At 70.9% G+C, this 16,809-nt stretch carries 15 protein-coding genes; 3 read left to right on the forward strand and 12 right to left on the reverse strand.

Annotated features, from left to right (window positions below):
• Nucleotides 1-65: 65 nt before the first annotated feature.
• From LQ757_RS16775 to LQ757_RS16795, 5 genes are all read right to left on the reverse strand, one after another.
• Nucleotides 66-575 carry a Cg1360 family ATP-synthase-associated protein gene (locus LQ757_RS16775; RefSeq protein WP_231048413.1) on the reverse strand — a complete coding sequence of 170 codons (510 nt, stop codon included), beginning with the start codon at nt 573-575 and terminating at the stop codon, nt 66-68.
• Nucleotides 572-1,765 (reverse strand): MraY family glycosyltransferase, encoded by a 1,194-nt coding sequence (locus LQ757_RS16780; protein ID WP_231048414.1) that lies wholly within the window; start codon nt 1,763-1,765, stop codon nt 572-574. Before LQ757_RS16780 ends, LQ757_RS16775 begins: the two co-directional genes overlap by 4 nt.
• On the reverse strand, nt 1,762-2,673 hold the full coding sequence (locus LQ757_RS16785; RefSeq protein ID WP_231048415.1) for an L-threonylcarbamoyladenylate synthase: 912 nt from the start codon (nt 2,671-2,673) through the stop codon (nt 1,762-1,764). The genes LQ757_RS16780 and LQ757_RS16785 overlap by 4 nt, the downstream gene beginning before the upstream one ends.
• An 88-nt stretch (nt 2,674-2,761) precedes the next feature.
• Complete coding sequence (locus tag LQ757_RS16790) at nt 2,762-3,550, reverse strand: ABC transporter permease (protein ID WP_231048416.1); 789 nt, start codon at nt 3,548-3,550, stop codon at nt 2,762-2,764.
• 5 nt (nt 3,551-3,555) lie between these two features.
• Nucleotides 3,556-4,470, reverse strand: coding sequence for an ATP-binding cassette domain-containing protein (locus LQ757_RS16795; protein ID WP_231048417.1), 915 nt, complete (start codon nt 4,468-4,470; stop codon nt 3,556-3,558).
• Nucleotides 4,471-4,585: 115 nt separating this feature from the next.
• Here LQ757_RS16795 and LQ757_RS16800 point away from each other — a divergent pair, with 115 nt between their 5' ends.
• Nucleotides 4,586-5,536, forward strand: coding sequence for a TetR/AcrR family transcriptional regulator (locus LQ757_RS16800; RefSeq protein ID WP_231048418.1), 951 nt, complete (start codon nt 4,586-4,588; stop codon nt 5,534-5,536).
• Between the two features lie 132 nt (nt 5,537-5,668).
• On the opposite strand, the gene prmC is transcribed toward LQ757_RS16800, so the two are convergent.
• On the reverse strand, nt 5,669-6,553 hold the full coding sequence (prmC, locus tag LQ757_RS16805; protein WP_231048419.1) for a peptide chain release factor N(5)-glutamine methyltransferase: 885 nt from the start codon (nt 6,551-6,553) through the stop codon (nt 5,669-5,671).
• An 87-nt stretch (nt 6,554-6,640) separates the two neighbouring features.
• Here prmC and cysK point away from each other — a divergent pair, with 87 nt between their 5' ends.
• Together cysK and epsC are read left to right on the forward strand one after the other, a co-directional pair.
• The gene (cysK, locus tag LQ757_RS16810; RefSeq protein WP_231048420.1) at nt 6,641-7,576 is read left to right on the forward strand and encodes a cysteine synthase A; all 936 of its coding nucleotides are present in this window, start codon (nt 6,641-6,643) and stop codon (nt 7,574-7,576) included.
• A 42-nt stretch (nt 7,577-7,618) separates the two neighbouring features.
• Nucleotides 7,619-8,197, forward strand: a complete 579-nt coding sequence (epsC, locus tag LQ757_RS16815) for a serine O-acetyltransferase EpsC (RefSeq protein WP_231048421.1) — start codon at nt 7,619-7,621, stop codon at nt 8,195-8,197.
• A 242-nt stretch (nt 8,198-8,439) separates the two neighbouring features.
• Here epsC and prfA read toward each other — a convergent pair whose 3' ends face one another.
• The 6 genes from prfA to lysA form a co-directional block, all read right to left on the reverse strand.
• Nucleotides 8,440-9,516: a peptide chain release factor 1 gene (prfA, locus tag LQ757_RS16820; protein ID WP_231048422.1), complete on the reverse strand. Its 1,077-nt coding sequence runs from the start codon at nt 9,514-9,516 to the stop codon at nt 8,440-8,442.
• Nucleotides 9,517-9,523: 7 nt separating this feature from the next.
• Nucleotides 9,524-11,716, reverse strand: coding sequence for a transcription termination factor Rho (gene rho, locus LQ757_RS16825; RefSeq protein WP_231048423.1), 2,193 nt, complete (start codon nt 11,714-11,716; stop codon nt 9,524-9,526).
• A gap of 262 nt (nt 11,717-11,978) precedes the next feature.
• Nucleotides 11,979-12,926, reverse strand: a complete 948-nt coding sequence (thrB, locus tag LQ757_RS16830; RefSeq protein WP_231048424.1) for a homoserine kinase — start codon at nt 12,924-12,926, stop codon at nt 11,979-11,981.
• Nucleotides 12,923-14,023, reverse strand: a complete 1,101-nt coding sequence (gene thrC, locus LQ757_RS16835; RefSeq protein ID WP_231048425.1) for a threonine synthase — start codon at nt 14,021-14,023, stop codon at nt 12,923-12,925. The genes thrB and thrC overlap by 4 nt, the downstream gene beginning before the upstream one ends.
• Entirely contained in the window at nt 14,020-15,330 is a 1,311-nt protein-coding gene (locus LQ757_RS16840) for a homoserine dehydrogenase (RefSeq protein WP_231048426.1), read from the reverse strand. The genes thrC and LQ757_RS16840 overlap by 4 nt, the downstream gene beginning before the upstream one ends.
• Nucleotides 15,327-16,757, reverse strand: coding sequence for a diaminopimelate decarboxylase (gene lysA / locus LQ757_RS16845; protein WP_231048427.1), 1,431 nt, complete (start codon nt 16,755-16,757; stop codon nt 15,327-15,329). Before lysA ends, LQ757_RS16840 begins: the two co-directional genes overlap by 4 nt.
• Nucleotides 16,758-16,809: the final 52 nt, after the last annotated feature.

A 16,809-nucleotide genomic window follows, 5' to 3' on the forward strand; every position in this document is an offset into this window, starting at 1 on the left:
GTTACGCGCAAAGAAGGGGGGATCGCGTTCGACTCTAGCAAGAAGATCGGTCGATCACCGAATCGTCACGACGCGGAATCGGGACCCTGGGGGCCGGGCAGATCGACGTCGCTGACGTATGGCACGCGCGCGTTGCGGAACGCCAGCACGTCGACCACGAGGCTGCCGATCACGGCGACGACGATCGTGATGAAGAAGACGTACGGGTCGATGAACTCCTGGCGGCTCACGAAGAGCACCGCGACGAAGAACACGAGCAGCTTCGCCAGCCATCCGCCGAGCACGATGCCGAAGAACACCGTCGAGAACATCTGCCCCTTGGCCACATGCGACGCGATGAGCACCGTGGCCGCGGTGAGGCCGAAGAACACCACCGTGAGCACCGCGGCGATGAGCGCGCTCGTGAGCCCGGGAATGCCGGCCACCAGGTAGCCGACGATCGAACCGACGACGGCGAGACCCACCGCGAGGATCGCTCCGTAGACCAGGGCGCGCCGGAGGATCGGCGCGACCGCCGGAGTCGTGGAAGCCGGGGGGTGGCCGTCGGCGGGCGTGCCGGGAAGTGCGTCGGTCATCGTGCTCCTGAGTCGGGTTGGCCTGATTCTACCGACCGCGCCTCCGCGGCCACCGTGAGTCGCTTGCGACGACCGAGCGGTGCCAGCGTGATCGCGGCACAGACGAGGAAGCCGATGGCGATCAGCACGAACGCCCACATCGAGTCGATGCCGAAGTAGACCGGGAAGACGTAGGTGAGCAGGCATCCGACCGAGGCGACGGCGGTCCAGCCGTAGAAGATGAGCACGGCGTTCAAGTGCGAGTGCCCCATGTCGAGCAGGCGGTGGTGCAGGTGCTTGCGGTCGGCCGCGAACGGCGACTTGCCGGCGCGCAGGCGCCGCACGACGGCGAGGCCGAAATCGAGCAGCGGGATGATGAGCACGAGGAAGGGCAGCAGGATCGGGATGAACGCCGCGAACAACTGGTCGAACCCGACGCCGGTCGGGTTGAGCTGGCCGGTGACCGCGATCGCCGCGGTCGACATGAGCAGTCCGATGAGCATCGATCCCGCGTCGCCCATGAACAGCTTCGCGGGATGCCAGTTCAACGGCAGGAACCCGGCGCAGGCGCCGACGAGCACGATCGCGAGCAGCGACGCGAGGTTGAAGTAGTTGAGCGGCGACGTCTGCTGCACGAGCAGGTAGGTGTAGAGGAAGAAGACGCCGTTGGCGATGAGCGCGACACCGGCGACGAGGCCGTCGAGGCCGTCGATGAAGTTGATGGCGTTCATCACGAGCACGATCGTGAACACCGTGAGCGTCACGCTCACCCACGACGGGATGAGCGTGATGCCGCCGATCGGCAGCGACACGATCGACACGCCCTGCCAGGCGATGAGTCCCGCGGCCAGGAACTGGCCCGCGAGCTTCGTCGTCCAGTCGAGGTCCCAGATGTCGTCGGCGACGCCGGTGAGCACGATCAGCAGCGCCGCGCCCAGGATGGCGAGCATCTGGCCGGGATTCTGGAAGATGATCGCGACGTTCGAGAACCGCGACGATCCGAGCGTCGACACGAACGCGGCCGCGCCGATCGCGACGACGATGCCGACGAACATCGCGATGCCCCCGAGGCGCGGCGTCGGCCGCGTGTGCACGTCACGCTCGCGGATCTTCGGGTAGAGCCGGTATTTCAGGCTCAGCTTCCAGACGAGGATCGATCCGCCGAACGTCACGAGCGCGGTGAGCAGCGCGAGCAGCAGGAAGAGGGTCATGAGGCGGTCGGGCCTGTTTCGTCGCCCGCGTTCGCGGGGTCGGATCCCGCGGTCGCGGAAGCGGATCCCGCGGCGTCGGATGTCGCGGGGTCGGATGTCGCCGAGTCGGGTGCCCCGGTGTCGGATGCCCCGGGTTCGGCGCCGTCCGCCGGCCCGGCGCCCTCGACGGCGCCATCGGCCTGCTCGGGCTCGGCGTCGGCGACTGCTGCGGCGCCCTCGGGCGCGAGCATCTCCTCACCGACGACCGCGGCGATGCGTTCGCGCGAGATGACGCCCGCGCGCACGATGCGCAGCACCCCCTCGCCGTCGTGGATGCCCGTTGCGTCGACGATCGTCGACGAGGTGTCGCCGGGCCGCTCGCCGATCGCCTCGTAGGACTCGCCGGCCGGTCCGCCGTCGAGGTACACGGCGACGTGCTCGCCGAGCATCTGCTCGGCTTCGGCGGCGGTGGTCGCCGACGGCATGCCCGAGAGGTTCGCCGACGACACCGCGAGCGGGCCGGTCTCGGCGAGCAGCTCGAGGGCGATCGGGTTGGCGGGCATGCGCAGCGCCACGGTGCCGCGCGTCTCGCCGAGGTCCCACTGCAGCGAGGGCTGCGCGCGCAGGATCACGGTGAGCCCGCCGGGCCAGAACTCGCCCACGAGCAGCCGCACGACCTCGGGGATGTCGGTCGCGAGCGCGTCGAGGGTGGGAATGCCGGGGATGAGCACGGGCGGCGGCGCCGTGCGTTCGCGCCCCTTGGCGGCGAGCAGGCCCGCGACCGCCTGAGCGCTGAACGCATCGGCGGCGAGGCCGTAGACCGTGTCGGTCGGGATCACGACGAGCTGCCCCCGGCCGATGGCACCTCTCGCGAGTCGCATGCCGGTGAGCAGTTGGGAGTCGACCGAGCAGTCGAAGATGGCAGTCATGACCTGCCGATTCTAGACCAGCAGCGCGGGCCGATCGGATGCCGCGGGCGGGTATCGCATCGCGATACCGCCCGCCCGGGTCATCCGCTCAGCGCCTGCCGGCCTTGCGACGGAACAGCCACGCGCCCCAGATCGCTGCCGCCGCGATGATCACGACGCACCATCCGATCGCCCACAATGCGGAGTCGCCCACGGGCGTGCCCATGAGCAGCGCGCGGATCGTCTCGATGACGGGCGTGATGGGCTGGTTGTCGGCGATCCACTGCAGCCATTCGGGCATGGTCTCGACGGGCACGAAGGCGCTCGACACGTAGGGCAGGAACAGCAGGATGAAGCCGTAGCCGCTCGCGGCGTCGGGACTCGAGGCGGCCAGGCCGATCGCGGCGAAGAGGTAGGTGATCGCGAGGATGTACAGCGCGATCACCGCGAACGCCGCCACCCAGTCGAGGAACGAGGCCGACGGACGGAAGCCGACGAGTAGGGCGGCCGCGACCACGACGGCGGTCGCGAGCAGATTGCGGGCGAGGCTCGCGACGACGTGCCCGGTGAGCACGGCACCGCTGCGCAGGGGCATCGTGCGGAACCGGTCGATGATGCCCGTGGTCATGTCGCGCGACACCGCGACAGCGGTCGAGGCGGCGCCGAATCCCGCACACAGCAGGATGATGCCGGGCACGACGTAGTCGACGTAGCCGCCCGAGGGGTCGATCGCGTTGCCGAAGATGAAGGTGAACATCAGCATGAGCATCACGGGCAGCACGACGGCCATGAGGAGCGCCTCGACATCGCGGATCGAGTGGATCAGGCTGCGGGTGATGAACGTCGACTCAGCGGTGAATCCGCGCAGTCGGGGGCGGGTGGCGGTGAGGGTCGTCATGAGGGTCACTTCGTTTCGATGAGGTCGCGGGTGCGGTCGGATGTCCCGCCGCCGGCGGTGATCGCGAGGAACACGTCGTCGAGGCTCGGGCGGCGGATGGTCACCTGCACGCCCTCGGCCGCGGCTGCCGGGGTGCGGTCGAGCTCGTCGATGGCTGCTCGCAGGCCGTGCACCGAGCCGTCGGTGGGGAGTTCGCGGAGAAGCCCGCCGTCGTGGCTGCGCAGTTCGACGACATCGCCGCCGATGCGTGCCTTGAGCTCGTCGGCGGTGCCCTCGGCGGCGATGCGGCCACCGTCGAGCACGGCGATGCGATCGGCCAGCCGGTCGGCCTCCTCGAGGTACTGCGTCGTGAGGAAGACCGTGGTGCCGGCATCGGCGAGTGTTCGGATGAGCGTCCAGAGCTCTTGGCGACTGCGGGTATCGAGGCCCGTCGTCGGCTCGTCGAGGAAGATCACCGGAACGTCGACGACGAGGCTGAGCGCGAGGTCGAGCCGTCGGCGCATGCCGCCCGAGTACGTGCCGACACACCGGCTCGCGGCATCCGACAGCCCGAAGCGCTCGGCGAGCTCTGCGGCCCGCGTCGACGCGTCGCGACGCGACAGCCCGGAGAGCCGACCCAGCATGACGAGGTTCTCGGTGGCCGTGAGCACTTCGTCGACGGCCGCGGACTGGCCGGTCAGCGCGATGCGCCGCTTGACCTCGTCGGCCGCGGCGACGACGTCGAACCCGGCGACCCGGGCCGTGCCCTCGTCGGGGCGCACGAGCGTCGTGAGGATGTTGATCGTGGTCGTCTTGCCGGCGCCGTTCGGCCCCAGCAGCGCGAAGACCGTGCCTGCGGCGACCGTGAGGTCGAGGCCGGCGAGCACGTCGGTGCGACCGAAGCGCTTGCGCAGCCCGGTCGCGTCGATGGCGAGATCCATGGGATGTTCCTTCCTCTCAGGTCTGCGTATGGCGCAAACTGTTTATGTCATCCACTGTTGTTTAAGTAATACACAGTTCTAGACTGTCGTCAAGCCAACGATCGACGGGAGCCGAATGAGCGACGTGCGGGCCGACCCCGAACTCCCCCGCGGCGTCGCGCTGGCATGGGGGGTCGCCGCGAACCCGCAGCGCGGGCCGAAACGCGAACTCTCGATCGAGCGCATCGTCGAGGCGGCGATCGAGATCGCCGACGCCGAAGGGCTCGCGGCTGTCTCGATGAGCCGGGTCGCGGCATCGCTCGGATTCACGACGATGTCGCTGTACCGCTACGTCACGAGCAAGGACGACCTCATCCTGCTCATGCAGGAGGGGGCCCTCACCCCGCCGGTGCCCGACGACGCGATCGAACGCACCTGGCGTGAGGGCGTCACCGCATGGGTCCTCGCGATGCGCGGCGCGTATCGAGCGCACCCCTGGCTCGTCGACATCCCGATCTCGGGCGCACCCATCACGCCCAACAGCCTGCTCATGGTCGACTGGTTCCTGCGCGAGGTGCGCGACTTGCCGCTCAGCGACGGCGAGAAGATGTCCGCGCTCCTGCTCGTGACGAGCTACGCGCGCGCCACGAGCGCTCAGGAACGCGACCTCGGCGCCGCCGCCGCGGCGGCCTCGGATCCGGCGGATGTCACGGGCGCGAACTTCTTCGAGGCCCTCGCCGAACTCGTCACCCCCGAGCGGTTCCCCTACCTCAGCCCGTTGCTCGCGAGCGGCGGCTACGTCGCCCCGCCCGGCACGGCGCCCGACGAGTCCGACGACGACTTCGCATTCGGCCTGGCGCGCATCCTCGACGGCATCGAGCACCACGTCGACCACGTCGGCGGCGATGCTTCGACCCCCGATCGCCCCGCGCCGCTCCCGCCACAGGTCGAACTCCCTCGCGACCCCAAGGTGCGCGAGGCCGCGAAGGCGCGGCGCGAAGCCGAGAAGGCCCTGCGCGAGGCGCAGAAGCGCGAACGTGAGGCGATCAAGCGCGCCGTCGAGCGCGAGAAGAAGTCTGCAGGTTGAGGAGGCGCGCCAGCGCCGTCTCGAAACCGCGTCACACGTGCTGGGCAGGTTTCGAGACGCTGGTCTCGAGACGGCGCTGCGCGCCTCCTCGACCCACCGCCTTCGTCGCTCCTCAACCAGCCGAGAGAGCCCTCAGCGCAGGGCGGTCGTCGCCCGGTCGCGGCCCGTGAGGTCGCGGTGGTGCGCGATCGCCCGCCACCCGTCGGCGGAGAGCAGTGCGGCGATCTCGGCCGACTGGAGCTCACCGTGCTCGATCACGAGCACTCCCCCCGGGTGCAGCAGCGCGAGCGCCCGCTTCGAGAGGGCACGCACGACGTCGAGCCCGTCGGGCCCGCCGTAGAGCGCACGCTCGGGATCGTGCAGGCGCACCTCGGGGTCTCGCGGGATCGCATCCTGCGGGATGTACGGCGGGTTGGACACGACGACCGCCGCCGTGCCGTCGAGCTCGGGCAGGGCGACCGCGAGATCGGCGAAGACCAGTTCGAGGTTGGGAGCCGCGACCTCGTCGACGTTGCGCCGGGTCCATGGGTACGCCTCCGGCGAGTTCTCGACCGCCCACACCCTGGCATGCCGAACCTCGGTCGCGAGGGCGAGGGCGAGCGCACCGCTTCCGGAGCCGAGGTCGATGCCGATGGGCTCGGGCTCGGCGCTCGCGCGGAGCGCGTCGATCGCGAGCTGGGCGACCCCTTCGGTCTCGGGGCGCGGCACGAAGACGCCGGGCCCGACCGCGAGCTCGAGCGAACGGAACGCGGCCCGGCCGGTGAGGTGCTGCAGCGGTTCGCGCCGGGCGCGGCGCTCGACGAGACCGGCCAGCGCCGAGGCATCCGCTTCATCGAGCTCGCCGCCGACGACCAGGCGTGCCTGGACGCCGCCTCGCGACAATCCGAGCACGTGCCCGATGAGCAGCTCGGCATCGACCTCGGGGTCGGGCACGCCGGCAGCCGCGAGCCGCGCCGCCGTCTCGTCGCGAACGGCGCGCAGCGATCGTGGGCCGGGGGGCGTGCTCGTCGTATCCACGCAATGGAATGTAACCCACTCGCCCGTGCGCCCGCCGATCCCTAGGCTGATGCCGTTGCCCGAGCATGACCTGAGAGAGGCTGGACCATGGCGCAGATCGCCGAGAACATCACCGAAGTCATCGGCCGCACGCCGCTCGTGCGCCTGAACCGGCTCACCGAGGGCAGCGGTGCGACCGTGCTCGCGAAGCTCGAGTTCTACAACCCCGCCGCGAGCGTGAAGGACCGCATCGGCGTCGCGATCGTCGACGCGGCCGAGCGGTCGGGCGAACTGGCGCCCGGCGGCACGATCGTCGAGGGCACGAGCGGCAACACCGGCATCGCACTCGCACTCGTCGGCGCCGCCCGCGGCTACAAGGTCGTGCTGACCATGCCCGAGACCGCGAGCGTCGAGCGTCGGGTCGTGCTGCGCGCATTCGGCGCCGAGGTCGTGCTCACGCCGGGTGCCGAGGGCATGAAGGGCGCCGTGGCGCGTGCCCAGGAGATCGTCGCGGACACGCCCGGAGCGATCCTCGCCCGGCAATTCGAGAACGAGGCGAACCCCGCGATCCACCGCGCCACCACCGGCCCCGAGATCTGGGCCGACACCGACGGCGCGGTCGACGTCCTCGTATCGGGTATCGGCACCGGCGGCACGATCACGGGCGCGGGCGGCTTCCTCAAGGAGCAGAACCCCGACCTGAAGGTCGTCGCCGTGGAGCCGGCCGACTCCCCCATCCTCACGGGAGGCACGCCCGGGCCGCACAAGATCCAGGGCATCGGCGCGAACTTCGTGCCCGACGTGCTCGATCGCGACGTCTACGACGAGGTCATCGACGTCGCCACACCCGATGCCGTCGCGACCGCGCGCGGGCTCGCGTCCGACGAGGGGATCCTCGGCGGCATCTCGTCGGGCGCCGCCGTGTGGGCCGCGCTCGAGGTCGCGAAGCGCCCCGAGAACGACGGCAAGACGATCGTCGTGGTCGTGCCCGACTTCGGCGAGCGCTACCTCTCGACCGTGCTCTACGAAGACCTGCGCGACTGACGCCGACGGCATCAGGGCGCTGCGCCTGATTGACTGGCTCACGTGACTTTCGTTCGAGCACTCCGAGAAGACATCGCCACGGCGCGATCGCATGACCCCGCATCGCGCAGCGGGCTCGAGGTGCTCCTCGCCTACTCGGGCCTGCACGCGATCTGGGGCTACCGGCTCACCCACGTCCTCTGGATGTCCGGGCTGCGGTTGCCCGCGCGCGTGATGTCGCAGTTCGTGCGGTTCCTCACCGGCGTCGAGATCCACCCCGGAGCCACGATCGGCCGACGATTCTTCATCGACCACGGCATGGGCGTCGTCATCGGCGAGACGGCCGTGCTCGGCGACGACGTCATGCTGTACCACGGGGTCACGCTCGGCGGAAAGGCCGCGCGCGGCGTCGGGCGCGGGGCCAAGCGGCATCCGACCCTCGAAGACGGCGTGACCGTCGGTGCGGGCGCGAAAGTACTCGGCGACGTGACGATCGGCGCGTGGAGCGCCATCGGCGCGAACGCCGTCGTCACGAAGGACGCCCCGCCCCACTCGCTCGTGGTCGGCATCCCCGCGACGTTCAAGCCGCTCTCGCACGAGACCGCCGATGCCGCACGCGGCATCCACGACTGGCACATCTGAGCGCACCGGCTGGCGCGCCCGGGACGCCACCGGGCCAGTCTCGGCCCGGCCCGTCCGACCCGGACGACGCGTACCGAAAACAGGAAGACACGCCGCGCAGGTGCCGAAAACAGGAACGAGGGGCGCCATCATCGCGCGACTTCCTGTTTTCGGGGTTGGCGGGAGCACGGTAGACGGAAACGCGGATGCCCCGGCACAGTCCGTGCACGGGGCATCCGTGATCTCGACGTGAACGTCGGCGGCTACTCGTCGCCGAGGCCCGCGAGCTGCGCCTCTTCATCAGCCTGGATCGCCGAATCGATGATGGGGTCGAGCGCGCCGTTCATGACCTGGTCGAGATTGTAGGCCTTGTACCCGGTGCGGTGATCGGCGATGCGGTTCTCGGGGAAGTTGTACGTGCGGATGCGCTCGGATCGGTCCATCGAGCGGATCTGCGTCTTGCGGGCATCGGATGCCGCGGCCGCGAGTTCCTCCTGTTGACGCGCGAGGAGGCGCGCACGCAGCACGCGCATCGCCGCCTCGCGGTTCTGCAACTGCGACTTCTCGTTCTGCATCGACACGACGATGCCCGTGGGCAGGTGGGTGATGCGCACCGCGGAGTCGGTGGTGTTCACCGACTGGCCGCCGGGGCCCGACGAGCGGTAGACGTCGATCTTCAGGTCGTTCTGGTTGATGTCGACCTCTTCGGGCTCGTCGACCTCGGGGAAGACGAGCACGCCGGTCGTCGACGTGTGGATACGGCCCTGCGTCTCGGTGACGGGCACGCGCTGCACGCGGTGCACGCCGCCCTCGTACTTCAGGTGCGCCCAGACCCCCTGCGACGGGTCGGACGCGTTCGACTTGATCGCGACCTGCACGTCTTTGTAGCCGCCGAGGTCGGACTCGTTCTGGTCGAGCAACTCGACCTTCCACCCCTTCGACTGCGCGTACTGCAGGTACATGCGAAGCAGGTCGGACGCGAAGAGGGCGCTCTCTGCGCCACCCTCGCCGCCCTTGATCTCCATGATCACGTCGCGGCCGTCGTCGGGGTCGCGCGGGATCAGGAGCCGCCGCAGCTTCTCTTGGGCCTGGGCGAGTCCCTCTTCGAGCGTCGGCACCTCCTCGGCGAACGCCTCGTCCTCTTTCGCGAGCTCGCGCGCCGCGTCGACATCGTCGTTCGCCTGCTGCCACGCCGCGTTGGCCGCGACGATCCGGCTCAGCTCGGCGTAGCGCCGATTGACCTTCTTCGCGCGGGCCGCGTCGGCGTGGAGCGCCGGGTCGGCGAGCTCCTCCTGGAGCGCGGCGTGCTCGTCGAGCAGCGGCTGGACGGATTCGAACACGGTCGCCTCAGCGGTGGTCGGTCTCGTGCCCGTGCGAGTTGCCGTGGCCGGCCGTGACCGCCGGCATCGACTTCTGCATGAGCATCAGGAACTCGACGTTGGACTGCGTCTCCTTCAGGCGACCGAGCACGGCCTCGAGGGCCGGCTGCTGGTCGAGCCCGGCGAGGGCGCGGCGCAGCTTCCACGTGATCTTGACCTCGTCGGGCGAGAGCAGCATCTCTTCGCGCCGGGTCGACGACGCGTTGACGTCGACCGCGGGGAAGATTCGCTTGTCGGCGAGCTGGCGCGAGAGGCGCAGCTCGGAGTTGCCGGTGCCCTTGAACTCCTCGAAGATCACCTCGTCCATCTTGGAGCCGGTCTCGACGAGCGCGGTCGCGAGGATGGTGAGCGAGCCGCCGTTCTCGATGTTGCGCGCCGCGCCGAAGAAGCGCTTCGGCGGGTAGAGCGCCGAGGCGTCGACGCCGCCCGACAGGATGCGGCCGGAAGCCGGCGCCGCCAGGTTGTAGGCGCGACCGAGGCGCGTGATCGAGTCGAGCAGCACGACGACGTCGTGGCCGAGCTCGACGAGGCGCTTCGCACGCTCGATGGCGAGCTCGGCGACCGTCGTGTGGTCTTCGGCGGGGCGGTCGAAGGTCGAGGCGATGACCTCGCCCTTCACCGTGCGCTGCATGTCGGTGACCTCTTCGGGGCGCTCGTCGACCAGCACGACCATGAGGTGGACCTCGGGGTTGTTGATCGCGATGGCGTTGGCGATCTGCTGCAGCACGATCGTCTTGCCGGCCTTCGGCGGCGAGACGATCAGGCCGCGCTGGCCCTTGCCGATCGGGGCGATCAGGTCGATGATGCGCTGCGTGAGCTTGGTGGGCTCGGTCTCCATGCGCAGGCGCTCCGCCGGGTACAGCGGCGTGAGCTTCTGGAAGTCGACGCGCGTACCGGCCTCGTCGATGGTCTGGCCGTTGATCGAGTCGACCTTGACGAGCGCGTTGTACTTCTGTCGGCTGTTCGACTCGCCGTCGCGCGGCTGCTTGATCGAGCCGACGACCGCGTCGCCCTTGCGCAGGTGGTACTTCTTCACCTGGCCGAGCGAGACGTAGACGTCGCTCGGGCCGGGCAGGTACCCCGTGGTGCGCACGAACGCGTAGTTGTCGAGCACGTCGAGGATTCCGGCGATCGGGATCAGCACGTCGTCGTCGAGGATCTCGGGCTCGAGCTCGTCGCCGGTGCCCTGGCCGCGGCGCTTGCGGTCGCGGTAACGGCTGCGACGGCCGCCCTCGCCGTCGCCCTGGTCGCGACCCTGCTGGTCGCGGCCCTGCTGGCCCTGGCCCTGGCCACGGCCACCCTCGGCCTGCTGCTGCTTGGCGGAGTCGTCGGCCTGAGCGGCCTTGGCGTCGTCGCCCTTGCGCTGCTCGCCGCCCTGGGCCTGGCGGTCGCCGTTCTGGCGGCGCTCGCCCTGCTTCTGGCCGTCGTCGCCGCGATCGCCGCGGTCACCGCGCTCGCCACCACGCCGGCCGCGGTTGCGGCTGCGGCCCTGGCGGGGCTCGTCGGCGGCGGGCTGCTCGCCCTCGGCAACGCCCTCGGCCGGCTGTGCGCCGCGGGCGCCCTCGCCGGTCGCGGCGGCGAGCTCTTCGCGCACGGCGGCGCGGGCCGCTTCGCGAGCCTGATCGGACTCGGTCTCGGGCACGAGCCCGACGCCGGCATCGCCGGAGTTGACATGTGCGAGCGCCGCGGTCGTCGCACTGGTCGCGCGGCGGGGCTGACGCCCACGGCGCGCAGGTGCCGCAGTCGCGGGGGCGGCGTCGGCAGCGATCGGGTCGGCTGAGACGGATGCCTCAGGCGCGGCCGCCTCGGCAACGGGAGCTTCGGTCGCGACGGCCTCGGCCGCGGGGGCCTCGGGTGCGACGCCGGCCGCAGCGGTGTCGGCGGGCGTCGCCTCGGGCGCGGCAGACTCGCTCGCCGCGGGCGCAGCGGCATCCGCTGCCGCGGGCGCGCCGCCGTCGGTCACGTCGACGTCGAGCGTGATGGACTCGCCCGCGTCGGCGGCCCGACGGGCCGAGATCGCCTCGACGAGCTCGCCCTTGCGGAGCTTCGAGCCGCCCGCGATGCCGAGCGATGCGGCGAGCTCCTGGAGCTCGGCGACCTTGAGGGAGGAGAGTCGGGCGCTGGTCGTCACGCCGGCGGCGTGATCGGATGCGTTGGTCACTGGGTATGTTCCTTTCCCCTGGCGCAGATTGCGAACCCAGGAGAGCTGATCGCACATCGACCATGTCGGTGCGCGGTGGCGCAGACATGCGCGAAAGCGAAAGCAAGAGATTGCCGGGAAGTGCACGATGCGGCCGGGAGACGCGAACTGTGCGCCACCTGCCAGGTGCGGGATCAGTCTAACACCCGGAATCGGTGCTCCCGACACGCGCCACGCCCTGCGGAGAGCGGTTGCCCGGCCGGGACATCCGCTCGTCGCCGCGTCAGGCGGGCTGCACCGTGGCGCCGAGGAAGTCGACCGCGAGCGGCAGTGCCTGCCACGCGGTGTCGGCGACGGCCTCGGCGCGCGCGATCGCGTCGGCGCGCTCGCTCGGGTCGCTCGCGAGCACGAGGATCGACGGGCCCGCTCCCGAGACGACGGCCGGATGACCCGCCGAACGCAGTTCGCGGATCAGCCGGTCGGTCTCGGGCATCGCGCCGGCACGATAGTGCTGGTGCAGCTTGTCTTCGGTTGCCTGGAAGAGCAGCTCGGGACTCTGGATGAGCGCCGCGATGAGCAGCGCCGACCGCGAGACGTTGAACACGGCGTCTTCGTGCGGCACCGACTCGGGCTGCAGCGAGCGCGCGAGCGCCGTCGACATCTCGTGCTCGGGCACGAGCACGAGCGGCGAGACGCCGCGGTGCACGATGAGCTTCTTGTGCCTCGGGCCGTCGGGCGTGACCCAGGCGATCGTGAGCCCGCCGAAGAGCGCGGGCGCTACGTTGTCGGGGTGGCCCTCGAGCTCGGTCGCGAGCTCGAGCAGTTCGTCGGACGTGAATTCCACGACGCCGTCGAGCAGTCCCTTGGCTGCCACGACGCCCGCGACGATCGCGGCGCCCGACGAGCCGAGTCCGCGCCCGTGGGGGATGGTGTTGTGCGCGACGAGCGAGAGCCCCGGCAGCGGAACGCCCGCCCGCGCGAAGGCGTGGGCGATCGAGCGCACGACGAGATGCGATTCGTCGAGCGGCACCTCGCCCGCTCCGACGCCGTGCACCTCGACGTGCACGCCGGGAGTATCGGCGACCGCGACGTCGAGTTCGTCGTACTGCGCGAGCGCGAGGCCGAGCGTGTCGAAGCCGGGGCCGAGGTTCGCCGAGGTCGCGGGCACCTTCACGTGCACTCGGCGTCCGGCGAGCGTCGACGACGGATCTGCGACGAGGGTTCCGGTCATGAGGCGAGCCCGAGCACCCCGGCGATCGCCGCGGTGTCGACCGGGACGACGGTGGGCTGCACGTCGGTACCGTCGGCGGTGCGCAGCGCCCACTGCGGGTCCTTCAGGCCGTGGCCGGTCACGGTGAGCACGACGCGGGCGCCGGCGGGGACGACGCCCGCGGCCGAACGCTCGAGCAGGCCCGCCACCGAGATCGCCGATGCGGGCTCGACGAAGATGCCCACCTCGGACGAGAGGATGCGCTGCGCCTCGAGGATCTTGTCGTCGTCGATGGCGCCGAAGTAGCCGTCGGTCTCGTCGCGCGCCTGCAGCGCGAGATCCCACGACGCGGGGTTGCCGATGCGGATGGCGCTCGCGATGGTGTCGGGGTCCTTCACGGGCTCGCCGCGCACGATGGGTGCCGAGCCCGAGGCCTGGAAGCCGAACATGCGGGGCAGGCGCGTGGCGTTGCCCGCCGCGATGTCCTCACGGTAGCCGCGCGTGTACGCCGTGTAGTTGCCCGCGTTGCCGACCGGGATGAAGTGGAAGTCGGGGGCGTCGCCGAGCACCTCGACGACCTCGAAGGCCGCCGTCTTCTGCCCCTCGATGCGGTCGTTGTTGACCGAGTTCACGAGGTGCACCGGGTAGTTCGCCGCGAGGTCGCGGGCGATGTCGAGGCAGTCGTCGAAGTTGCCCTGCACCTGCAGGAGCTGGGCGTTGTGGGCGATGGCCTGGCTGAGCTTGCCCATGGCGATCTTGCCCTCGGGCACCAGCACCGCCGCCGTGATGCCGGCGTGGGTCGCGTACGCGGCGGCCGACGCCGAGGTGTTGCCCGTCGACGCGCAGATGACGACCTTCGCGCCGCGCTCGACCGCCTTCGTGACGGCCATCGTCATGCCCCGGTCCTTGAACGACCCGGTGGGGTTCATGCCCTCGAACTTCACCCAGACGTCGGCGCCGGTGCGGGCCGAGAGTGCGGGAGCGGGAAGCAGCGGCGTTCCGCCCTCGCCGAGCGTGACGACGGGCGTGGCGTCGGTCACGTCGAGGCGGTCGGCGTACTCGCGGATGACTCCGCGCCATTGACGCGAGTTCGCCTTGGGGGTGATGGGGTTGTTCACACTGCTCCTTCAACTCGGAGGACGGACGCGACGGATGCGACGACAGGGCTCTGGCTGAGGGCGGCGACGGTCTCGGCGAGCGCGGACTCCTTCGCCTCATGCGTCCCGATGACCAGCGTAGCCCGCTCGGAGCCCTGGGCGACGGTCTGCTGGAGCTGCTCGACCGACACGCCGTGCTCGGCGAAGATGTGCGCGATCTGCTCGAGCACGCCCGGTTCGTCGGTGACCTCGAGCGTGATGGCGTAGCGGGTGGTGATGCGGCCGATGTCGAGCACGGGAAGTTCGGCGTGCGTGGACTCGGCGGTGCCGGGGCCGCCGATGACGTGACGACGGGCGATCGCGACGAGGTCGCCGAGCACGGCCGACGCGGTCTGCACTCCCCCGGCGCCCGCGCCGTAGAACATGAGCGGTCCGGCGGCAGCCGCCTCGACGAAGACGGCGTTGTTGGCGCCGTGCACGGCGGCGAGCGGGTGTTCGCGCGGCACGAGCGCCGGGTAGACGCGGGCCGAGACGCCCTCGTCGCCGGTCTCGTCGTCGATGAGCCGCTCGCAGATCGCGAGGAGCTTGACGACGTAGCCCGCACGCTTGGCCGACTCGACCTGCTCGGCCGAGACGCCCGTGATGCCCTCGCGGTGCACGGCATCGACGGGCACGCTCGTGTGGAAGGCGAGGCTCGCGAGGATGGCCGCCTTCTGCGCGGCGTCGTAGCCGCCGATGTCGGCGGTCGGGTCGGCTTCGGCGTAGCCGAGCTCGGTCGCGGTGGCGAGCGCGGCCTCGAGGGATGCCCCGGTGTGGTCCATGCGGTCGAGGATGAAGTTCGTGGTGCCGTTGACGATGCCGAGGATGCGGTCGATGCGGTCGCCCGCGAGGCTGTCGCGCAGCGGCCGGATGATGGGGATGGCCCCGCCGACGGCCGCCTCGTAGGAGAGCTGGGCCCCCACCTGCTGCGCCGCCGCGAACAGCTCGGGGCCGTGCGTGGCGAGCAGCGCCTTGTTGCCCGTGACGACGTCGGCGCCCGAGGCGATCGCCGCGAGCACGAGCGTGCGTGCGGGTTCGAGCCCGCCCATGAGTTCGATGACGATGTCGGAGCCGTGGATGAGCGACTCGGCGTCGGTCGTTAGCAGCTCGGCCGGCAGGTCGGCGTCGCGCTTCGCGTTCGTGTCGCGCACCGCGATGCCCACGAGTTCGATGCGCGCGCCGACGCGCTGCGCGAGTTCGTCGGCGTGCTCGAGGAGCAGGCGGGCGACCTGCGAGCCGACCGAACCGGCGCCGAGGAGCCCGACTCGGATGGAGCGGTACTCGATCATGCAGGGGTCCCTTCGGTGGATCGGTCAGTGGGGTCTGGCTCGAGCCCGGCATCGCGGGCGAGCAGGTCGGCCTCGCTCTCGCCGCGCACGATCACGCGGGCCTCGCCGTCGCGCACGGCGACCACGGGCGGTCGGGGCACGTGGTTGTAGTTCGACGCGAGCGACCAGCAGTAGGCGCCGGTGGCCGGCACCGCGAGGAGGTCGCCGGGGGCGACGTCGCCCGGCAGGTACTCGGCGTCGACGACGATGTCGCCCGATTCGCAGTGCTTGCCGGCGACCCGCACGAGCACGGGCGCCTCCGACGACACCCGTGAGGCGATGCGCGCGCTGTAATCGGCGCCGTAGAGCGCAGGGCGTGCGTTGTCGCTCATGCCGCCGTCGACCGAGACGTAGTGCCGGACACCGCCGTCGATCGGGACGGGCTTGATCGTGCCGACGGTGTACAGCGTGACCCCGGCCGGACCGATGATCGAGCGCCCCGGCTCGAACGCGAGCTTCGGAACGGGAATGCCCCGCTCGCGACATCCGTCGGCGACCGCGTCGACGATGCCGAGCGCGATCTCCTCGATGGGCGTGGGCTCGTCGGCCGAGGTGTAGGCGATGCCGAACCCGCCCCCGAGGTTCAGCTCGGGCAGCGGCGCGACGGCGGCGAGCTCGCCGTGCGCGGCGAGCAGGCGCGACGCCGACTCGGCGAAGCCCGCCGAGTCGAAGATCTGCGAACCGATGTGGCAGTGCAGGCCGAGCAGGTCGAGGGAGGCGTGCGCACGGATGCGAGTGCCGAGCTCGACGGCACGTTCGAGCGAGACCCCGAACTTCTGGTCTTCGTGCGCGGTCGCGAGGAACTCGTGCGTCGACGCGTGCACACCGCTGTTCACGCGAAGCCGCACCGGTTGCACCCGGCCGGCGCGGGCCGCGGCGTCGGCGACCCGTTCGATCTCGATCTCGCTGTCGATCACGATCGCGCCCACGCCCGCGGCGACCGCCCGCTCGATCTCGGCGACCGACTTGTTGTTGCCGTGGAAGCCGATGCGCTCAGGGTCGGCGCCGGCCGCGAGTGCCACGGCGAGCTCGCCGCCGGTGCACACGTCGACCGAGAGCCCCTCTTCGGCGACCCAGCGCACGACGGCCCCCGACAGGAACGCCTTGCCGGCGTAATAGATCGTCACATCGGTGCCGGCCGTCGCCGCGGCGGCTTCGAACGCGGCACGGATGCGCCGTGCCCGGGCCCGCGCGTCGGACTCGTCGACCACGTACAGGGGCGAGCCGAACCGGGCGACGAGCGTCGTGGCGTCGACGCCGCCGACGACCAGGCGTCCGTCGCGGTCGCGGTGCGACCGCTCGGGCCACACGAGCAGGGCGAGGGCGTTGGCGTCGTCGGGCGCACGGAGCCAGTCGGGCACGGGTGCGCTGGATGCGGCGGATGTCACGGGAAACCTCACGTGAGGGCGAATCGACGGATCGCTCACGGCGAGCGAACCC

This window comes from Agromyces cavernae (assembly GCF_021044935.1).
Taxonomy (GTDB): Bacteria; Actinomycetota; Actinomycetes; order Actinomycetales; family Microbacteriaceae; genus Agromyces; species Agromyces cavernae.